This window comes from Arthrobacter sp. ISL-85, assembly GCF_018613675.1.
GTDB lineage: Bacteria > Actinomycetota > Actinomycetes > Actinomycetales > Micrococcaceae > Arthrobacter.
This window is the reverse complement of record NZ_JAGGPQ010000007.1, coordinates 128041-148382: the sequence shown is the minus strand read 5'-3', so window position 1 is coordinate 148382 and position 20342 is coordinate 128041. Positions and strand designations below refer to the sequence as shown.

The 20342-nt window shown below is 64.5% G+C and carries 16 protein-coding genes and 1 pseudogene; 4 read left to right on the top strand and 13 right to left on the bottom strand.

What is annotated here, in order from left to right; all coding sequences use genetic code 11:
- Positions 1-57: 57 nt before the first annotated feature.
- The 3 genes and pseudogenes from J7I84_RS21450 to J7I84_RS06375 form a co-directional block, all read right to left on the bottom strand.
- Positions 58-813, bottom strand: a complete 756-nt coding sequence (locus tag J7I84_RS21450) for a PKD domain-containing protein (protein WP_311381083.1) — start codon at positions 811-813, stop codon at positions 58-60.
- Positions 814-1001: 188 nt separating this feature from the next.
- The gene (locus J7I84_RS06380) at positions 1002-1676 is read right to left on the bottom strand and encodes a DUF6318 family protein (protein WP_214942172.1); all 675 of its coding nucleotides are present in this window, start codon (positions 1674-1676) and stop codon (positions 1002-1004) included.
- A 194-nt stretch (positions 1677-1870) separates the two neighbouring features.
- Positions 1871-3599: pseudogene (locus J7I84_RS06375) on the bottom strand (purine-cytosine permease family protein).
- A gap of 186 nt (positions 3600-3785) precedes the next feature.
- On the opposite strand from J7I84_RS06375, the gene J7I84_RS06370 reads away from it, so the two are divergent.
- A complete protein-coding gene (locus J7I84_RS06370; protein ID WP_214942169.1) occupies positions 3786-4220 on the top strand; it encodes a pyridoxamine 5'-phosphate oxidase family protein in 435 nt (144 codons plus the stop codon).
- 19 nt (positions 4221-4239) lie between these two features.
- A complete protein-coding gene (locus tag J7I84_RS06365; RefSeq protein WP_214942166.1) occupies positions 4240-4719 on the top strand; it encodes a very short patch repair endonuclease in 480 nt (159 codons plus the stop codon).
- 130 nt (positions 4720-4849) lie between these two features.
- On the opposite strand, the gene J7I84_RS06360 is transcribed toward J7I84_RS06365, so the two are convergent.
- Positions 4850-6019, bottom strand: coding sequence for a glycosyl hydrolase (locus tag J7I84_RS06360; protein ID WP_311381082.1), 1170 nt, complete (start codon positions 6017-6019; stop codon positions 4850-4852).
- Positions 6020-6307: 288 nt separating this feature from the next.
- On the opposite strand from J7I84_RS06360, the gene J7I84_RS06355 reads away from it, so the two are divergent.
- Complete coding sequence (locus tag J7I84_RS06355; RefSeq protein ID WP_214942161.1) at positions 6308-6718, top strand: Hpt domain-containing protein; 411 nt, start codon at positions 6308-6310, stop codon at positions 6716-6718.
- Here the strand turns inward: J7I84_RS06355 and J7I84_RS06350 are convergent.
- A complete protein-coding gene (locus tag J7I84_RS06350) occupies positions 6691-7455 on the bottom strand; it encodes a response regulator transcription factor (protein WP_214942158.1) in 765 nt (254 codons plus the stop codon). The two genes, J7I84_RS06355 and J7I84_RS06350, sit on opposite strands and share 28 nt — an antisense overlap.
- 94 nt (positions 7456-7549) lie before the next feature.
- On the opposite strand from J7I84_RS06350, the gene J7I84_RS06345 reads away from it, so the two are divergent.
- Positions 7550-9205, top strand: a complete 1656-nt coding sequence (locus tag J7I84_RS06345) for a cell wall metabolism sensor histidine kinase WalK (RefSeq protein ID WP_214942155.1) — start codon at positions 7550-7552, stop codon at positions 9203-9205.
- A gap of 33 nt (positions 9206-9238) precedes the next feature.
- On the opposite strand, the gene J7I84_RS06340 is transcribed toward J7I84_RS06345, so the two are convergent.
- The 8 genes from J7I84_RS06340 to J7I84_RS06305 form a co-directional block, all read right to left on the bottom strand.
- Positions 9239-10474, bottom strand: coding sequence for an McrC family protein (locus tag J7I84_RS06340; RefSeq protein ID WP_214942153.1), 1236 nt, complete (start codon positions 10472-10474; stop codon positions 9239-9241).
- Positions 10461-12692, bottom strand: a complete 2232-nt coding sequence (locus J7I84_RS06335; protein WP_214942151.1) for an McrB family protein — start codon at positions 12690-12692, stop codon at positions 10461-10463. Before J7I84_RS06335 ends, J7I84_RS06340 begins: the two co-directional genes overlap by 14 nt.
- Before the next feature lie 70 nt (positions 12693-12762).
- Complete coding sequence (locus J7I84_RS06330; RefSeq protein WP_214942149.1) at positions 12763-13020, bottom strand: hypothetical protein; 258 nt, start codon at positions 13018-13020, stop codon at positions 12763-12765.
- Positions 13021-13105: 85 nt separating this feature from the next.
- Positions 13106-13522, bottom strand: coding sequence for a thioesterase family protein (locus J7I84_RS06325; RefSeq protein ID WP_214942147.1), 417 nt, complete (start codon positions 13520-13522; stop codon positions 13106-13108).
- A gap of 38 nt (positions 13523-13560) precedes the next feature.
- Positions 13561-15627, bottom strand: coding sequence for an ABC transporter ATP-binding protein (locus J7I84_RS06320; protein ID WP_285291185.1), 2067 nt, complete (start codon positions 15625-15627; stop codon positions 13561-13563).
- Positions 15624-17357, bottom strand: a complete 1734-nt coding sequence (locus J7I84_RS06315) for an ABC transporter ATP-binding protein (protein ID WP_214942145.1) — start codon at positions 17355-17357, stop codon at positions 15624-15626. Before J7I84_RS06315 ends, J7I84_RS06320 begins: the two co-directional genes overlap by 4 nt.
- 221 nt (positions 17358-17578) lie before the next feature.
- Complete coding sequence (locus J7I84_RS06310; protein ID WP_214942143.1) at positions 17579-19798, bottom strand: MDR family MFS transporter; 2220 nt, start codon at positions 19796-19798, stop codon at positions 17579-17581.
- Positions 19791-20285, bottom strand: a complete 495-nt coding sequence (locus tag J7I84_RS06305) for a MarR family winged helix-turn-helix transcriptional regulator (RefSeq protein ID WP_214942140.1) — start codon at positions 20283-20285, stop codon at positions 19791-19793. Before J7I84_RS06305 ends, J7I84_RS06310 begins: the two co-directional genes overlap by 8 nt.
- Between the last annotated feature and the right edge of the window lie 57 nt (positions 20286-20342).

The window sequence follows — 20342 nt, the reverse complement described above, 5'->3', positions numbered from 1 at the left end:
ATTCCGGACTTTCGCCGGTGCGACGGGTATCACACCTACTCCTGCGGTCCTCTGGCCCTAGCCTCCGGCGCCCGGGCAGCCCTGTCCCTTTGGATTGGCATTGCAGTCGTCGGCGTAGTTGCGGGTGAGCGATCGCCACACGCTGATGCCTTGGGGAGGTGCACCGAACTGGCCTTGGCCGGGGATCGGAAGCGGCGGCCCGAAATTGACCGAGTAGGTGCCTTGGAACGAGGTGGTCAAGACAACCTGGAAGTCTCCCGTGGAGGCATATGCGTGGCTGGTCCGGGTCTTCTCGCCCCACCGGTCCTGCGGCAGCGGGCCGCCCATGGAAGGTTGCGGGCCGAAGACCGTGCCGTCACCGTAGTTCCACGTGTACTGCACGGGCGTCCCCACCACGTGAACCTTCTGGCCGAACATGGTGATGTCGAACTGCTGTTCAACGGTTTCCGCGTAGAAGTTTGTCTCGGCGCCGCGGAGGGTATTGGGGCTGGGCTGGGCCACGACCACCCCAGCGCTGATCGGCAGGTTCTGGAACTGCCGCTGGATTTCAGCGGCTATCCGGGGCAAGAGGTCCTCGGGTTTGGGGTCGTAGAGGCAAGTGGGGCCGGAGTGGTGTGCCCAAACCGCTCCCGGCACGCCCCGCGGCCGCGACAGCCACATGACGGGGATGCCCTTGGCACCGTCCTCCCGATCCTTGCAGTCGAGCTGACGGGCAAGGCAGGGAGTGTCAAAATCGCCTCCACCAAGATGGCATTGAAGTTCGTATTTGTACTCGTTGGGGTCCGTGGCCGTCGTACCTGCAGGGACCGGCACTACGTCTCCAGTCGAGGGATCCGATTTCAGATCATCAGCACCTACCTGAAGGCCAGTGTCCACGAAGCCCACATCTACGGGCGGCTTCGGCGCAGGGTGTTCGTCCGCATACACCTGACTGCCAAGAGTAATTAGCGCTAAAGCGGACAATATCGACGTGAACATCCCCCTGTATCCCGCACGCATGGCTAACGAATCAGGCTCAGCTTGCTCATGGTCCAACCGTCGCCCTCAAATGTGGCTGTCGCCCGGCTCCCTGAGTTCGTGGCCGCTGTTGGCTTTTGATATGGGCTTCCGTCCGGGTTATGAATTACCAATTCCTTTTGAATCACCTGCAAAGTAACGTCCACAGGCTCTTCCGTGAGGGCCCCAGCCGTTACTGCCGGTGTTTCAATATGGCCTCCTGATATCCACTTTCCGTCGCTCCATGCTGCTTCAATATTGTCGACAAGCCCCTTGCAGAAGACGCAATCCGGTCCAGACAGCGCCAAAAGGCGTTGGGTGTCCCCCGTCTCATACGCATAGCTCAGAACTGAAAACCAGTGCTTAGTGAAGGCTTCCGCCCCCTCCTTCGTCTCCGTCTTTGCAATCTCGGGAAGCACAGGCACCGGGACGTTTTGGGCGGGTCCGGAGGCGTCGGCCGGTTTATAGACAGCGCTTGGCGTGGGGGTGGGAGTGGCCGTGGCACTGGGAATGGGCGTTTCGGCAGCCACCTGGGACGACGTGCCGCCCGGCCCGGGCGAGCCTCCGGAATTGCAGCCAGACAAAGTGAGCGCACAACCAGCAACAAGGGCTGCCGCACCGGACCGGGCAGCCCAGGACGAAAAGAAAGCGCGGGACGTGAATAGGTTCTGCGATGTCATGGGCCGCTATTCCCCCAGTAGTTTCAAGACGGCTTGCTCCGAACAGTGCCTTAAGGGTAGCCCACGTCACAATTCAACAATCAAACTTATCCACAGGCTCCGCCCACGGTTCTGCACCAAGCTCCAAAAGCACAAGAAGCGCAAAGGAAGCCGGCGCCAAAAATAGCGCCGGCTTCCTAACACAGGGAGAAACTCTACTTCTGGGGCGAGAGCACCAACTCCGCTGTCTTGTCCGTGGACAAAGCGAGGGACGAAACATACTGCGGGCCGCCGTCGGGCGCGTCCTGCGCGGACCGCACCATGTCGGGCCGTTCAAACTCCAAGCCCGTCACGTGGCAAAGGAGCTTGGCGTCGCTGGGGTTCCCGTCGGCGTCGAACATGGGCAGGTCAATGCCGTCGTCGGAACGCCGGAGGTAGTAGCGCCCGCGGGTCAGTACCGCCAGCACCGGCGGCAGCACGAGCGCCAGGCCCACCGCGAAAATTGGCGAATACGGCTGGATCGCGGCACCAAAGGCCCCGAAGAACACTGCGATGGACACCCCCGCGGAGACCACCATGGACACGAACCCAACGGGGTTCACGGCATACAGCATGCCGCGGCGGAACTCGGGCACTTTGGGCGAGATCTTGAGCAGGTACTTGTTGATGGCAATATCGGATGCCACCGTAACCACCCAGGCCATGGCGCAGTTGGCGTAGAACCCAAGGATGGTGTTGAGGAAGTCGAACATGTTGGCTTCCATCAGCACCAGCGCGATGAGCAGGTTCACCACCACGAACACCATCCGGCCCGGGTAGGTCTTGGTGATGCGCGTGAAGGAGTTGGTCCAGGCCAGCGACCCGGAATAGGCGTTGGTGACGTTGATCTTGATCTGGGAGATGACCACCAGCACCACGGCCAGCGTCATCGCCAGCCAGGCCGGCATCATCTCCTGGTACACGCCCAGGAACTGGTGCACCGGTTCGTTGGCCGTAGCCGAGGCGGCGGGATCCAGCGTTGCAATCAGGTAGATGGCGATGAACATGCCCACGATCTGCTTGGTGGCCCCGAAAATCACCCAGCCCGGGCCGGCCAGGATGACTGCCCGCCACCAGGCGCTCCGGTTGGCATCGGTGCGCGGCGGCATGAACCGGAGGTAGTCGATCTGCTCCGCGATCTGCGCCATCAGGGAAAGGCATACACCGGCAGCCAGCATTACCGACGCCAGGTTCGGACCCCCATCGCCGGACGCGCCTGTGTAGCCGAAGAAGCTGTCGATGCTCTCCGGGTGTGAGATCAGCAGGTAGCCCACCGGAACCACCATGAGGAGGAGCCAGAGCGGAGTGGTCCACACCTGCAACTTGGCCAGGGTGTTCATCCCGTAGATCACCAGCGGAATGATGATCACCGTGGACGCCGCGTAGCCCAGCCACTGCGGAATGCCGAGCCCCAACTCCAGCCCCTGCGCCATGATGGAGCCCTCCAGCGCAAAGAAGATAAAGGTGAAGGTGGCAAAGATGACGTTGGTAACCACCGAGCCGTAGTAGCCAAAGCCGGACCCGCGCGTGATCAGGTCCAGGTCGATGTTGTAGCGGGCGGCGTAAGTACGCCAGGGGAAAGCCGGTGGCGAAGATGACCACGGCCGCCACCAGGATGCCCAACAGCGCATTGACCGTGCCGTACGAGATGCCGATGTTCGCGCCGATGGAGAAGTCGGCCAGGTAGGCGATGCCGCCCAGAGCGCTGGTGGCCACCACTCCCGCGCTCCACTTGCGGTAGGAGCGCGGGGCGAACCGCAGCGTGTAGTCCTCCAGGCTTTCCTTGGTGGCGTTGAGTGCGGACGTGTTGCCCGCCGTCGGGGTTTCCGGAGAACGTCCGACGACGGCGGCACCAGAGGGCGGCGCCGGTTCCAGCAGTTGCGTTGTGTCTGTGTCATTGCCCATTGGGTGCGTCGCTTTCTTTTGCTATTAGCCGTCATGGCCCTGCGTGCGACGCTACCCAGCGGGAAATACAGCCCCGTCACGCGCCTGTTTCCGAACTGTTAAGCCTTGACCGGGCTGTCACAAAGAGGAAGAAATGGGGGCACAAAGCCTCTGGCGTATTTCTACCCCAGGTAGAAGAATGACGGCATGATGTTTGAACACGCGGACGGCAACCCTGTCCTGGAACTCGATGACGAGCAGTCCTGGCGGCTCCTGGCAGCAACTCAGCACGGCCGGCTGGTGGTGTCAGTGGCCGGGGAACCGGACATTTTCCCCGTCAATTATGTGACCTCAAACCGCAAGGTCTACCTGCGCACCGCTCCAGGGAATAAGCTCGCGCAACTGACCATCAATTCGCATGTACTGTTCGAAACCGACGGCATCCTGTCGCAGGAGGCGTGGTCCGTCGTGCTGCGGGGGACGGCACGGGTCCTCAGCAACTCGGCCGAGCTCGCGGCCATCGAGGAACTTGGATTGAAGACCTGGGTTCCCACACTCAAGGACTTCTACGTGGAGATCGAGCCGAAGTCCGTCAGCGGCCGGCACTTCGTGTTCGGCGAACAGCCGGAACGGGAGATCTAGCCACTCCTAGACTGGAGGGATGCGGGACGATTCCAGCGCAGACAAGCCCACCGCGGACAAGCTCACCCCTGAGCAGCGCAGCTGGAACATGTCCCGCATCCGCGGCAAGAACACCAAACCCGAACTGACGGTTCGCCGTCTCCTGCACGCCAAGGGCTACAGGTACCGGCTCCATGGCAAATCCGGCGGCACCAGGCTGCCAGGCAACCCGGACCTTGTCTTTGCTGCCCGGCACAAGGTGATCTTCGTAAATGGCTGCTTCTGGCATTTCCACGACTGCAGGGTGGGCCTGCATGCCCCGAAAGCCAACGCGGAGTTTTGGGCGGCAAAGCGCACCCGTACCCGTGAGCGTGACGCCGGCCAGCGCCGGCAGCTTGAGGACGCCGGCTGGGAAGTGCTGACCGTCTGGGAATGCGAACTGAAGGACCACTCAGCCCTCGAAGCCCAATTGGTGCATTTCCTTGACGACAGGGGCCCTACCGGACCTGGGGGTGCTTGAACCCGGAGATCTTGAGGCAATCTTTAGCTGCTGGCACCACTGTCCTTGATCCCGGCGGGGCAGGATCAAGGGGTTGCCGGGCGTCAGGCAACACGCCACTGACAGTTCCGGAGCAGCTATCCCCCATCCCCTAGCTTCTCCGAGCCAACAGGGCAGACTTGAAGGCCGAAGCCGACGAGTCACTGCTGTTGATACGCCAGTCTGTTTCCTTTTGCATGTGGAACCAGACGAAGCCCATCACGTCCGGTTGCGCGGCCAGGTAGGACACCAGGTCGGTGTTCCAGGCCGCCTTGGAGCCACCCAGCTCGCTGGACGCCGTCTCCGCGATCAGGACCGGCTTGCCGGGCGCCAGGGTCCGGAGCTGGGAGATGCCGGGGCCGAGGAGGTCGGCCGGGGCAACCCAGCTGCTCCAGGTTTGCGACGTTCCCCAGTTGTAGCCGTCCAGGGCCACGGTGTCCACGTAGCTCTGGCCGGGATACAACCCTCCAAGGTCAGTGGAGCCCGGGTAAGGCACGTTGGGCGACCAGACCCACTGGACATTGCCGGCACCCGTGGCGGCAACGACGTCGTGCACATGCCGCCAGGCGGCAACGTAGTCTCCGGCCTGGTTGCCGTTGACGCTTTCAGCCCACGGATACCAGTTGCCGTTCATTTCGTGGGCAAAGCGCAGCATCACCGGCTTGCCCCATGCCGCGAGGGACTGGCCCCATTGGCTGATGTACCCGTCGAAGTCCCCGGCTGTGATCCGGGCCAGGGAATACGCCGGCTGGTCCACGCCCCCTCCCCATGCCCAGGGTTCCCAAGTGATCAGGGGCGTGGCTCCGCGGGAGCGGACAGCGTCCAGTTCTGTTATCGGCGGGGATTGCAGGAAATCCTTGTAACTCATCACGATGGAAGGGACTTCCCCTGCCGCTGTGGCCACCTCGTCCAATTCGGCACTGGCCAGGGGTCCCCCAGGGTTTGCCACCCCAAAGCGCAAGGGGGCAGAACTGATAGCTGGCGCAGGTACCGGCGCTGGAACGGGGGCCGCCTGGACCACGAACGTGGCGGATGCCTTGATGGACGACGTCTTGGCAGTGATGGTGAGGTTTCCGGAGGACGCCGCCGGAATAGTGATGCCGGTGCTGAAAGCACCCGTGGATGTGGTCTGGAATGCGAAAGTACTGGACCCCACAATCACAGTGCCTGTAGTGGTGGCTTTGAACCCCGTTCCGTTGACGGTAACGGCGGAACCGGCCGGACCGGAACCGGGATTGAGCGTTATTTGCGGTGACGTGGCTGCGCTGGCCGGCTGAATCACGGATACCGCCAATCCAAACACGATTCCGAGCGCGACAAATAAGGACCCAAGTTTTCGGAACACGGCAATCCATCCCCAGATTGAGAGGCGGCAACGGCCGCAGGTGGCATCAATGCAGAAAGCACTGCCTCGATCTTATGGGCAAGAAACCGCACTCCGATCAAGAAAACCACAATTCTTGCCGAGTCTTCTGCTAGTTCAGGGGAACGGTCCTAACCTGAAAAAGAGCAAGCGCCCCGGCGTTACCGCACCGTTTCCCGAGCCGCAAATCCAGCAGAAAGGAGTGTCATGAGCACGTCAGATGATGCGCCCAGGCCGCTGGTGGACCAGTCCGTCCTGGACCGGCTGCGGGACGAACTCGAAGAGGAGGAAGGCTACAGCCGGGTCTTCGTAGGGAACTTTATCGATTACCTGCCACAGCGCCTGGGCAGGTTGCGGCTGGCCCTGACCACTGGGGACCTGGACGGCTCCATGGACGCCGTGCTGAGCCTGACGACGTCAAGCCAGATGGTGGGAGCCGAGCGGCTGGCCGGCCTGGCTTTGGAGCTGGAGAACGAGATCCGCGCCGAGGCCCGCCACGCCGACATGGCGGTGGCGTTGCCCAGGCTGGCCGCTACGTACCTGCGGCCCATCACCCAGTGCAGCAGGCAGACCATGCACCGGTTGCAGGCTCAGTGTTGCCCCGGCGCCAAGCGGTAACCCACCCCGCGAACGGTCTGCAGCCACCGTGGCTGCTGCGGTGAGTCGCCCAGCTTCTTGCGCAGGTTCCCCATGTGGACTTCCACGGAACGTTCGTCTGCCTCGCTGATGTAACTGCCGACGTCGTAATCCTCGTCGCGGAGCCGCCGCACCAGGTCCGATTTGGTCCGGACCGTCCGGCCGGCTTCCAGGAGCGCGTACAGGAGTTCGAACTCCGTACGGGTCAGGTTCATCTCCTTGCCGTTCACAGTGACGGTGCGCGAGGCGTAGCTGAGCTCCAGGCCATTGTGGCTGAAGTTTCCCCGCTCCGGGTGCGCAGCACTGTCCGCGGAGGCGTCCACCGACACCTCGTGCGGGTCAGGAACGGTCCGTGGCCGGCGCATCATGGCTGCAACCCGCGCGCGCAGCTCCCGCGGGCGGAACGGCTTGGTGAGGTAGTCATCGGCCCCCGATTCGAGGCCGATCAGGGTATCCAGTTCCTCGGTGCGGGCCGTCAGCATCACGATGTAGGCATCGGAAAACTCGCGGATCTGCCGGGAGACCTCAAAGCCGTCAATGTCCGGCAACCCCAGGTCAAGGGTAATGACATCAGGATTCAGGCTCTTGGCCATCAGGACGCCCTCGGCGCCGCCGCTGGCGACAGTGACGTCAAATCCAGCCTGGGTCAGCACAGTGCGAACCAGTTCCCGAATGTCGTGGTCATCCTCGATGACCAGACCCACACGTGCCTCACTCATAGAGCCCCCTCAGTGCCAACGTCAGAAGTATAGCTGGCTGCGGATATCCTGCTGGTATGGTCCCGTATACCCGCACGCCCGCGTCCTCCGCACCATGAGCAATCCCACTGCCTTGTCCTCGGGACGGCTGCGGTTTTTTAAACGGCCCTTCCATGAATACCGGCTGACGGACCGGGTGGTATTGAGCCAGATGCCGTTGTTCGTGACCACCATTTTGACGGCCCTGCTGATGTGGGCGTTCTTCCCGGAAACGATGGATAATCCATTGTTCGTCACCTTCCTGTTGTCCCAACTCGGCCTCATGGCACTCTGCTACACCATCCCTTGGGAGCGGCTGCCCTACACCAGTTTCCTGGCCATCCCGCTGCTGGATTTCGTCTCCATCTCAGCGGGCAGGGAAGGCGGCCAGGAAAGCCTGACGGGAATCAGCCTGCTGGCCGTGTTCCCTGTGATTTGGCTCTGCGCGTCAGGGTACTACCCGCGGGCTGCGCTGTGGTTCTCCTTCCTTGGGCCGCTGGCCATCATTTGGGTGCCGCTGTTCCTGAAGGGCAATTACACGCCACAGGACTTCGCCCGTTCCCTGCTGCTGCCCGTCATGATGCTGGGCATCGGCGTGTCCGTGAGCGTCCTGACCTTGAGCATGATGCGCCAGCAGAAGCAGCTGGAAGAAAAGGACGAGCAGCTGCGGGCCAACCTGCGTACCAGCAAGCGCCAGGAATCGCTGCTGAACACCGTGCTGGAGACCGTGCATCTGGGGGTCCTGGCCGTTGATGCCGACGGCCACGACATCCTGATGAACCGGAAGCAGCGGGCCAACCACGAACTGGCCCGGCCTAAGAACATGACGGACCCCAACGAATCGCAGCTGCTGGTCTACGGGCCGGACCGGAAGACCCTGATCCCCGTCCAGGAGCGCCCGGTGCGCCGCGCCGTCCTGGGGGAGACCTTCACCGATTACCTGGTCTGGCTGGGTGATGGGACGGACCAACGGGCGCTCGTGACAACGGCGCGGGCCATGAAGGACTCCGACGGCAACTTCACCGGTTCGGTGATCGTTTTCAGCGACGTCACTGACCTGGTGAACGCACTCACGGCAAAGGACGACTTCGTCGCCAGCGTCTCCCACGAATTCCGCACCCCGCTGACGTCCATCCTGGGCTACGTGGAGATCCTGCTCGCCGATGAACCCGACAAGCCGCAAGCCGAGATGCTGGAGATCATCCGCCGGAATTCCGAGCGGCTCCTGACCCTGGTGTCGGACCTGCTGGCCAGCCGGAACGGCCAGCTGATTGTCTCGCCGGACGCCGTGGACGTTGCCGAACTGGTGCGCAGCAGCGTGTCCTCCGCACAGCCCCGCGCAGCTGCCGCCGGCGTTGAACTGCGGGCGGACGCCCCGGAGCAGATGGAGGCCCGCGTGGACAGCGCCAGGATCTCCCAGGTCCTTGACAACCTTGTGTCGAATGCCATCAAATACTCCCCTGACGGCGGCGAGGTGGTGGTGTCGCTGGCCCAGGAGGACGGGCACGTAGCCTGCCGGGTCACTGATACCGGCATGGGCATGAGCCCGGAGGACGCCTCCGAAGTATTCGCGAAGTTCTTTCGGACCAGCAACGTCCGGCGTACCGCCATTCCGGGCGTTGGCCTGGGACTGCCCATCAGCAAGGCAATCGTGGAGGCACACGGCGGCACTATCGACCTGGAGAGCACCCTGGGCAAGGGAACGACATTCACCTTCCGCGTGCCGGTGTGAAAGGAACGACGGCGGTGCGCGGCCGGGGTGACGTCAGCCGTTCCGGGCTTGCCTGGCCACCTCGCCCCACGACTGGCGGGCGAGGTCCTGGATGGACGCCAGGATGGCCGACGGCGGCTGGCTGAGGTCCACCGGGAACTCCACGACGTCGATGTCCGTGTTCAGGATGCGGCGGAGTTTCACCTCGCCTTTCCCGGCGTAGACCAGCCAGGCGGTGGGCACGGCGAGCGCGGTGCAGTGCGCCAGCATCTGGTAATGGTCGGCGGTCAGCGACGCTCCCGCATCCGATGCCGCCCGGTACTTGGCGTTGTAGGCCACCACCGGGCGTCCGCCGAGCATGTGGACGGCATCCGGGCGCACGGACAGCCGGTCGGAGTCGCGCACCGCTTCGCTGAGGAGGGCGTTGTACCGCAGCCGCAGCTCCCCCGGATATGCTGCCATCGCGCTCCGCAGTGCTTTTCCCACGAAGTCCTCGAATACCTGGGCCATGTCCACCACAAACGACGCCGTCTGCTGTTTGCCCTCACCGGCTTCGGCGGACGCGTTGCGCAGGACCAGCCCAGCCAGGCGCAGCACGGCGTGATAGCGCAGGTTCATCCTGGTGGGCTTCCACGGCGGCACTGGGGCGCCGGCTGGAAGGCGCGTGACGGCGTCGAGCTTTCCCTTTAGCTGGCGCAGCCGGCCCAGCACCTCGGGCCGGACGCCGGGCACCTGCCCCATCCGTTCCAGGGCGGCGCGCAGGATCCGGTTTTCGGCGATGTCCTCGGTGAACTCGTCGTAGGAGACCTCCAGCGGGACCAGCATGCCGGGGCGGCGGGAGATCTGGTCCGATATCCGGATCCGTCCCTTGACGGTGCGCAGGGACTCGTCCATGGTGAGGTAGCCCTGCAGCACGCCGCGGCCCAGGGCGCGTTCGGCGAGCTGCGCCAGGGACTCGGCCAGCGCACTCCACAGGTCCCGGTCCTCGTCCGCCGCCACCAGCTCAGGCCGGAACCCCTGCTCCCCGGCATAGCTGAGCAGGAACAGGAGCCGGCTGAGCCCCAGCCGGTCCTTGGGCCGGACGTCCAGCTGGAGTGTGGAGGTGCGAACCGAGCCCACCTTGCCCACCGGCTCGATCCGGTAAAGCCCCATACCCATGGGCGAGGCCTTCGCCAGCCCGCTGGAATTCAGGAAGGAAGCCGTTGGCGCGTCCAGCCGCTCCACCAACCCTCCGGACAGCTCGTCCAGGACCAGGTGCCGCACGGACGCCCGGGGGTCAGCGCGCTGCAATGCGTCCCAGCAGCTGGTCCAGCCCGAACCGCTCCTCCAGCTGCGCCCGCGTCAGCTGGCCGTGGTAATGCTCCTCCAGCAGCGGCATCAACTCGTACTTCCAGATCCGGCGCAGTCCGGCAGGAGTTTGGGCCGCCGGCTTCATGAAGTAGGACGGCCCGATCATCAGGTCCCGGTCCCACTCATCGATGGCCCCGTTCAGCGCGTCCAGCAGCAGCGCCGGGGTTGAATCAAGCTGCCTGGCCTGCAGGAACCGGAGCAGCGAGCCCTTGACCGGCTCCGTCTGGGGGTGCAGCTCGATGAAGGAGAAACGACGGCGGATGGCCGCGTCCATCATGGCGATGGACCGGTCCGCGGTGTTCATGGTGCCAATGATGTAGAGGTTGTCCGGCAGCGTGAACGGCTCGTTGGGGCTGTACTGCAGGTAGATCCGGTCATCGCGGTACTCCAGCAGGAAGTACAGTTCGCCGAACACCTTGGCCAGGTTGGCGCGGTTCATCTCATCGATGATCAGGAAGTACGGCTTCTTCTCGTTCCCGGGCTTGGCCGCCTCTTCCGCGAGGCGGCGGAGAGGACCGGCCACGAGCTTGAAGGACACCTGGCCCTCATCCGTCTTGTCCGGCCGGTAGCCCTCGAAGAAGTCCTCGTAGGCGTAGGACGGGTGGAACTGGACCAGTTTGACCCGTTCGTCCGTGGTGTCATCCGCCAATTCCGCGGCGAGATGCTTGGCCAGGTAGGTCTTCCCCGTGCCGGGAGGACCGTAAAGGACCAGCTGCCGGTTTTCCTCCAGCAGGTCGGCGATCTCCTGGAGGGGTTCCAGCTCCATGTGCAGCGAGGCTGCGAATTCCTGGGTCAGCGGGCGGAAGCCCTCCTGCACAGGGGGAACGACGGCGGCGCCGTCAGTATCGGCGTCGGGCTCGGTTTCCGCCTCGGCCGGCAGCAGCGCCTGCAGCGCCTGGACCACCCGTGTCACGTCCACCACGATGCCGGGGGTGGCGAGCTGGCGCTGGACGTGGCGGGGAAGGCTGGTGGTGGTGTGGCCGTCGTCGAACCAGCGCACCTTGCGGCGGAGGCGCCGGTTGTCGTCGTTGTACTCGGGCTCCCCCAGCACACCACCCAGGCGTACCGTTCCGGCGTGCTGGTACAGCACCAGGTCGCCCGGCTTCATGACGGTCAGGAAGGCGAAGACCGCCGTCTTGGTGTCCTCGCGCTCCACATAGCCAAGGTGTTTGTAGTCCTCGTCCACTGCGTGCTGGACCAGGCCGGCGGTCACACCGGGGTCCAGGGTGCGGAGATGTTCGACGTCGAGGGTCACTTTTTCCTCGCCGTGCCACGCCGTGAGCAGCTCGGCATGGTCGCTGTGCGTCCGCAGCAGCCACGCCCGCCGGCCTGGATCGCCCACTTTGCGCCATTGGCTGACCAGCTGGCGGGAGTACCAGTCGATGCGCTGGCCGGCCTGCTCGTCCAGGTGCAGCCGGATGCGGTGGATGTCCGCGGTGATGTCCTCTTCGCCGTCGCCTTTCGCCCCGCCCACCAGCGAAGCGAAGGCGTCCCGGATCTCCTGCCGCTCCACGTCCGCCACGACCGGCTCGAAGTAGCTGGGCCAGGCCAGGAACTCGATGCTCCGGCGGATGGCGGGCTGGTCATCGGGGGTGGATGCGGCGAGGCGGTGGAACTGCAAGGGGTCCTTGATGGCCGCCTGCACCACAGCCGCCGGCCGCTGGGCGACGTTCCGGACGAAGCGGCACAGCCATTTCAGGTGGTCCCAGATGGTCCAGTTGAATTCGGCGGTCCGGTCCCGGATCACGCCGTGGTCGGTCATGCCCGCGTACAGCTCCTCGGGAAGCTCCAGCGGCGGCTCCAGCCAGCCGGCGGCTTCGGCCACGCGCGCACGCTTGACCTTCAAGGACTTCACTTCGTGGGCCAGCGGAAGGGACTGCAGGAAGAGCAGCTCCACGGCCAACTGCTTCGCCCCACGGGTGGCACCGTCCAGGTTTTCGCGGAGGTTGGTCATCATTGGGGCTTTGGGGTCCGCGATGCCGCGATCCAGCCGGTCAAGGAGTTCCACCGCCGCCGGAACAGACCACGTCCTGGTGCGGCCGTCCAGGGGCGAGGCCTTGCCTTGGAGGCCGGGACCCAACACAAACCACGCCGCGTCCTCAATCTCCTTGGAGATGCCGAGGGCGCGAGTCATGGCAACAGTGGCAGTGGGGGTCATGCCCTCAAATTTACAGGGTCAAGCTGGGCGGCCGCTCCACGTTGCCGGTCCGCCCTCCCGCATGGCAGGGCTACTTGCCGGTGGCGGAGTGCTTCCGGCCGAAGATGAAGTACCCCGTGGGCCCGATGAAATTAACGAAGGACGCCGCCCGCCATAGAGCCTTGGGCCCGTTGATGAGCTCTGCCGGCCGCCGGGAAATGTCCCGCTGCGCGGCCACAAGCAGGGACACCTGCACGAACGCCGTCACAATGGTGCCCACCTTGGCGGAAGGTGACATTTCCTTCCAGGTCTTCTTCTTCCGGGTGGTGCGGTTCTTGTTGCTGGCCATGAGGGCTTCCTTTCGCTGTACGACGTGGTTCCAGTCCAGTGGGTCCGGTGCAGTCCTGTCCAGAGTCTTAGTGCCTGTACGGGTTTTAGTGCCGGTACGGGGCCATCCGGTCCTTTTGTTCCTGGCTGAGCCTCTGCACGCGGCCGGTGGCCTGGTCCACGAATGCCAGATGGCTGCTTGCCTTAACGCAGTCCTCCCGGGTGACAGGGTCCTGGAGCAGGTAGTGGATGTCGAAGCTGGCACCCTTGACCGCACCGATCCATACCTGGACCACCGCCGGAACGTTGCGGTACTCCAGTGTGCGGACGTAGCGGATCTTGTGGTCCACCACCAAGGCAAGGGTCCCGTCCGGGAGGTCGTTGAACAGGGATACCGGAGGCTGGATGCCGGGAAGGCCGGCGCCCCGCGGCGGTCCGAAGGCCGCGATCCTGGCCTCCTCCAGCATTCTTACGATCTGGACGTTGTTGATGTGGCCATAGGCGTCCATGTCGCCCCAGCGCATGGGCACCAGCACCTCGATCCGCTGGCCGCCGTGCGCGCTCAGCTGCGCACCGCCGTCGAATCATCTACCGGCACCTCACCGGCGTCCGCACCGGCAAACTGCGACATGTAGAGGCGGTGGTAGGCCCCGCCGGCGGCGAGCAGCACCTGGTGGTTGCCTTGTTCCACGATTCGTCCGTTCTCCATCACCAGGATGGTATCGGCATCACGGATGGTGGAGAGCCGGTGCGCAATGACGAAGCTGGTCCGGTCAGAGCGCAGCGCCGCCATGGCCTTCTGCACCAGGAGTTCCGTGCGGGTATCCACGGAACTGGTGGCCTCGTCCAGGATCAGCAGCGACGGGTTGGCCACAAACGCGCGGGCAATGGTGATCAGTTGCTTCTCGCCTGCACTGACGTTGTTGCCCTCTTCGTCGATCACGGTGTTGTAGCCCTCAGGCAGGGCCCGGACGAAGCGGTCCACGAAGGTGGCCTTGGCGGCTGCCATGATCTGCGCGTCCGTTGCTTCAAGGTTGCCGTAGCGGATGTTGTCGTAGATGGAGCCGCCGAACAGCCAGGCGTCCTGCAGCACCATGCCTACCTTGGAGCGCAGTTCGGAGCGGCTGAGGTGGGTGATGTCCACGCCGTCCAGCATGATGGACCCCGAGGTGAGCTCGTAGAAGCGCATCACCAGGTTCACCAGGGTGGTCTTGCCGGCTCCCGTGGGCCCGACGATGGCCACTGTGTTGCCCGGCTCAGCGGTGAAGGACAGGTTCTCGATGAGCGGCTTGTCCGGGGTGTAGCTGAAGGTGACATTCCTGAAGTCGACGTGCCCGTCGGTCTTGGCCGGCAGGTGTTCGGTGGCGGTTTCGGCATCCTGTTCGTCGGCGTCCAGGAATTCGAAGACACGTTCCGAGGATGCCACGCCGGACTGGAGCATGTTGGCCATGCCCGCCATCTGCCCCAGCGGCTGGGTGAACTCGCGGGAATACTGGATGAACGCGGTGGCATCGCCCAGTGACATGGCGCCTGAGGCCACCCGGAGTCCACCCACAACCGCGATGCCCACGTAGCTGAGGTAGGAGACGAACTGCATGACCGGGAAGATGATTCCGGAGACGAACTGCGCTCCGAAGCTTGCCTTGTACAGTGCCTCGTTGCGTTCTTCGAAGCGGGCCAGCATGTCCGCGTCCCGGCCGAAGACGCGGACCAGGTCGTGGCCGGAAAAGGATTCCTCGATCTGGCCGTTCAATGACCCGGTGTTCTTCCACTGGGCGGCGAAGAGCTTCTGGCTCCGGGCGCCGATCAGGCCGGCCGCCACCCCGGACAGCGGGAGTGCCACCAGGGCGATCAAGGCCAGCTGCCAGGAAACGATGAACATCATGATGACGATGCCCACCACGCTCAGCAGGGAGTTCACCAGCTGCGCGAACGCCTGCTGGAGCGCCTGCTGGATGTTGTCCACGTCGTTGGTCACGCGGGACAGCACGTCGCCGCGCTGCCGGGTGTCGAAGTAGTTCATTGGCAGGCGGTTCAGCTTGTTTTCGGTATCGTCGCGCAGCCGCCGGATCACCTTCATGACAATGCGGTTCAGCACGTACCCCTGGAGCCACATAAAGATGTTCGCCACAAAGTACATCAACAGGACGATGGCGATGAGCATGCTGAGCTTGCCGAAGTTGATGCCCGTGCCGGGCACCAGTTCCATCCTGGAGACCATGTCCGCGAAGTTGTCCTGGCCCTGCTGGCGGAGGCCTGCGACGAACTGCTCCTTGCTGGCGCCGGCGGGCAACTGCCGGCCCACGACTCCTGCGAAAATGACGTCCATGGCCTGGCCCAGGATCTTGGGGGCGATAACGTTCAGGACCACGGAAATGACCACCAGGCCCACCACCGCGTAAATGCCCAGGGCTTCGGGCTTCAGCAGGCCCATGAGGCGCTTGGCGGAAGGCCAGAAGTGCTGGGCTTTCTTGGCGGGCATGCCGCCGAACATGTCCCCGTCCGCTTCAGAGGGCGTGAATTCCTCCTCGAAGTAGTCGTCGTCCTCCGGCTGTGAGGCAGCGGTTGCGGGCTGGGCAGACTGCGCGGCCTCTTCCGCGGATGTGACGTCCTTCTTGCGGGGGCTCATGCCGCTTCCTCCACGCTCAGCTGGGATTCGACGATTTCCTGGTAGGTGGGTGAGGTTTCCAGGAGTTCCTCGTGCGTGCCGCGGTCCACGATGCGTCCGTTGTCCAGCACCAGGATCTGGTCGGCCCCGGTGATGGTGGAAATCCGCTGGGCCACGATGATCACGGTGGCGTCCGCGGTGGTGCGCTTGAGGGCGGCGCGGAGCCGGGCATCAGTGGCGACGTCCAGGGCGGAGAAGGAGTCGTCAAACAGGTAGACCCGCGGTTTGGTCACCAGGGCGCGGGCGATGCACAGGCGCTGGCGCTGGCCACCGGAGACGTTGGTGCCGCCCTGGGAGATCCGGGAGTCCAGGCCGTTCTTCTTCTCCCGGACAAAGGACTCCCCCTGGGCTATTCGGAGGGCGTCCCACAGTTCCTGGTCGGTTGCCTCGGTCTTGCCGAACCGGAGGTTGTGCTCAATGGTGCCGGAGAACAGGTAGGGACGCTGCGGCACCAGGGCCACGCGTTTGGTGATCTCGGCACGGTCCAGCCTGTCCACGGGGACACCGTCCAGCAGCACCTGGCCTTCCGCGGCGTCATACAGCCGCGGCAGGAGGGACAGGAGGGAGGTCTTGCCGGCGCCGGTGGAGCCGATGATGGCGATGGTCTGGCCCGGCCGTGCCGTGAAGCTGATGTTGCTGAGCACCGGCGACTCGGCTCCGGGGTAGGCGAAGGTAACGTTGCGGTATTCCACCAGCCCTGTGAGGGAGGCCGGGGCCTCGGGGCGTTGGGGGTCGTGGATGGAGGGCTCGACGTCGAGCACCTCGCCGATGCGGTCAGCGCAGACGGAGGCGCGCGGGATCATCATGGCCATGAAGGTGCCCATCATGACGGCCATCAGGATCTGCAGCAGGTACTGCAGGAACGCGGTCAGCGATCCTACCTGCATGGCGCCGGCGTCCACCCGCTGCCCGCCGAACCAGAGCACGGCGGCGGTGGACAGGTGCAGGATCATGCTGATGGCCGGGAACATCAGGACGAACAGGGCGCCGATGCGGAGCGAGACGTCCGTCAGTTCCTTGTTGGCGCCGCCAAAGCGGTCCGTTTCATACGGTTCACGCACGAAGGCACGGACCACGCGGATGCCAATGATCTGTTCGCGCAGCACGGCGTTGATCTGGTCGATCTTTCGTTGCATTGAGCGGAACAGCGGCATGAGCCGGACCACCAGGTATCCCACCACCACGCCCAGCAGCGGGACCGACACCCAAACCAGCCAGGACAAGCTGAGGTCCTCCCGCAGCGCCATGATGATGCCGCCGATGCACATGATGGGTGTGGCCACCATGAAGTTCAGCCCCATCAGGAGCAGCATCTGCACCTGCTGGACATCATTGGTGCCCCGGGTGATCAGCGTGGGGGCGCCAAACGCGTTGACGTCCTTGGCGGAGAAGCTGGTGACCTGGCGGAACACGGCCCGGCGCAGGTCACGGCCCACCGCCATGGCCGTCCTGGAGCCGAAGTAGACGCCAGCGATGGCCGCGGCTACCTGGGCGAAGGCCACCAGAAGCATCACGGCACCGGTGCGCCAGATGAAATCGGTGTCTCCCCGCGCCACGCCTTCGTCGATGATTTGGGCGTTCAGGCTGGGCAGGTACAGCGCGGCGATGGTGGAGGCGAGCTGGAAAACGATGACAGCCGCAATGTACGGCGAATACGGTTTGGAGTAGCGCCGTATAAGGGTGAGGAGCATGGACCCAACTCTAGTAATGGCCACCGACAATTGGGGCCTCCGGGAGCATATTTCCGTCCCGGGGGCGCGTGCGTACTCTTGCCGGGTGGCGTAACCGGGGCGCCCCAGCATGCGGGAAAGCCGCAGCCCCCACCCGGAAGTTTCCCCGGGTGGGGGCTGCGGCTTTCATGCTTTTCCGTCCAGGGTTGGGCTGGCCCCGGCTGGGACGGCCTACTGACGGCCTACTGTCCCGTTGCCTGCTCCGAACCGGCACCGGCAGACGGTGCGGCAGAATCAGGTGCGGCGGCACTGTGCTTGCCGTGCCCGGCGAGGTACAGCGCGGCTGCTGCCTGGATCTTGCGTTCCTTCAGGAGCTTGCGCTGCAGGCGGCTAAGCTCTGCCGCCGTGGCGGCCTGCCTGGCAGCAACGTCGCGCTGGGAGCGCAGCTGTTCCTGGATGTCCAGTACCAGGCCGCCCAGTTCCGCCTGCTGGCGGGCCAGCAGGTGCTGGGTTTCCTGCAGTTTCTGCAGGGTGGCGGCGGCGCTGGCGACGGCGTCGGCAGCCCTCCCTACGTTCTCTGCGGACCGCAGGTCCAGCCCTTCGGAGCTGAAGCTCCGGGCGAAGACTTCCTCGAAGTCCTCGGTGGCTACCCTGCCGGATGCTGCCGCCGCAGCGGCAGCACCGCCGTCGTACATTTTTGCCGGTGCCGCTCCCGAACGGGCATGTGCAGCACCTCGGCCGGTCATTCCGGCCCCGGCGGGGATGTCACCACCCGCGTCAGCGCCGGAGACCATGGGCAACTGGCCGGTCATGGCCGTCATGCCAGCTTCACCCGCGGCGTTGGCCTGGAGGGTGGCTTCGGAGGTGATGTCAACGGTCTTGCGCAGCGGTACTTCCTTGATGAAGATCACGGCGATGAGGGCCACAACGCTCACGACGGCGGCGATCATGAAGATGCCAGCCGTAGCGTCACCGTACGCGGCGCGCATGATGTCTGCGATCGGCGCAGGGAGATCCTTGAGGTCCATGGAGGCGCCGCCGCCTCCCGAGGCCTGGATCCCGATCTTCGCCAGCCCGTCGGTGGCGAGGTCCTTCACGTGGTTGCCCAGCACCGCGCCCAGGACGGACACGCCAATGGCGCCGCCGACGGAGCGGAAAAAGGCAACGGAGGCACTGGCCGAGCCGATGTCCGCCGCCCGGACAGTGTTCTGGACGGCGAGCACCAGGTTCTGCATCAGCATGCCCAGCCCAACACCGAAGATCGCGGTATAGAGCCCAGTGAGCCAGAGTTCGGTGGTGTGGTTCATGGTTCCAGCGAGCGCGAGGCCGGCGATAAGCATCACGGTGCCGGCGATCAGGAAGCGCTTCCACTTTCCGTAACGGCTGATCAGCTGGCCTGAGACCACGGAGCCGGCCAGGTTGCCGGCGATCATGGGCAGGGTCAGCAGGCCGGCCTCGGTGGGCGTGGCCCCGCGGGCCACCTGGTAGTACTGGCCGAGGAAGGTGGAGGAACCGAACATGGCAACGCCAACGGCCACGGAGGCCACGATGGCCAGGGCGGTGGTGCGCTCGGAGATGATCTTCAGCGGGATGATTGGCTGCGACACCTTCGATTCCACCAGCACCAGCAGCGCCAGCAGGAGGACGCCGCCGCCCACCATCACCGCACTCTGCCAGGACCACCAGTCGTAGTAGTCCGGGTTGCCGGCAAACGACACCCAAATGAGGAGCAGGCTCACGCCGGAGGTGAGCAGGATGGCACCAAGCCAGTCAATCTTGGCGGGGCGCTTGACGTGCGGAATCTTAAGGGTGATCTGGAGCAGGATCAGGGCCACGACGGCGAGCGGCACGCAGACAAAGAAGGTCCAGCGCCAGCCGAGCGAGCTGTCCACGATGAAGCCGCCGAGCAGCGGACCGCCGGCAGTACCGACGGCCATGACGCCGCCCATGTAGCCGGAGTACTTGCCGCGTTCGCGCGGCGGGATGATGGAGCCGATGATGGCCTGCGCCAACGCGGTGAGGCCACCCATGGCGATGCCCTGGATCACGCGGGCGGTAAGCAGGAACGGGATGCTTTCTGAGAAGCCTGCCATGACCGAGCCGGCAACGAAGATCACGATGCTGAGCTGGACCAGGACCTTCTTGTCGAAGAGGTCCGCGAGCTTGCCCCAGATGGGCGTGGTGGCTGCGTTGGCCAGCAGCGCTGCCGTGATGACCCATGCGAAGTCGGTCTGGGTGCCCTTGAGCTCGGACATGATGGTGGGCAGCGCGTTGGCAACGATGGTGCTGCTGAGGATGGCGGTGAAGAAAGCAGCGAGGAGGCCGGTCAAAGCCTCCATGATCTGCCGGTGGTTCATGGGCGCACCAGGCTCGTGGCGCTTGGATTGCCGCGACTCCTGTTTAACGGTGCGTTCGCGCTGGCGCTGCTGCTCCTGGTCGGCGGCGGCGGTGACGTTAGCCATTAATGGACTCCTGGGTTTTCTGTTCGGTAACGGTTCCGGCCGCCCTTGCCCGGATGGAATTCTTTAGTGAAGCTGTCAGCTTGTTCAGCATTGCGGCCGTGGCAGCGGCGTCATCCTCGTTCCAGTCGGAGAGGTAGCCCTGCAGCGTCTCCGCCCGGTGCCGGATGAGCTCGGCAAGTTTTTCCTTGCCGCGCGCCGAGAGGGCCAGCAGCTGCGCCCTGCCATCGTCCGGATCCGGAGTCCTGACCACCAGGCCAGCGTCGGCGAGTTCCGCGATGTGCCGGCTGAGCACCGGCGGGCTGACCCCCAGGCGCTCGGCCAGGTGCGCGGCCCGGGTCTCCCCTTCGCCGATGAACTTGAGCACACCCTGGAGGGCGATGCCGGTGTCCTGGCCCTTGACGTTGACCATGGTCACGCAGCGCAGTGCGCGTTGAAGGTCAAAGATATGGCCGACGAGATCGGCTGCGGTGGCCGGTGCGACAGACATGATGCTCCCTAAAGAATTAGTTGCTGCAAGCAACTGTATCAGAAAAAGGTTGCTTAG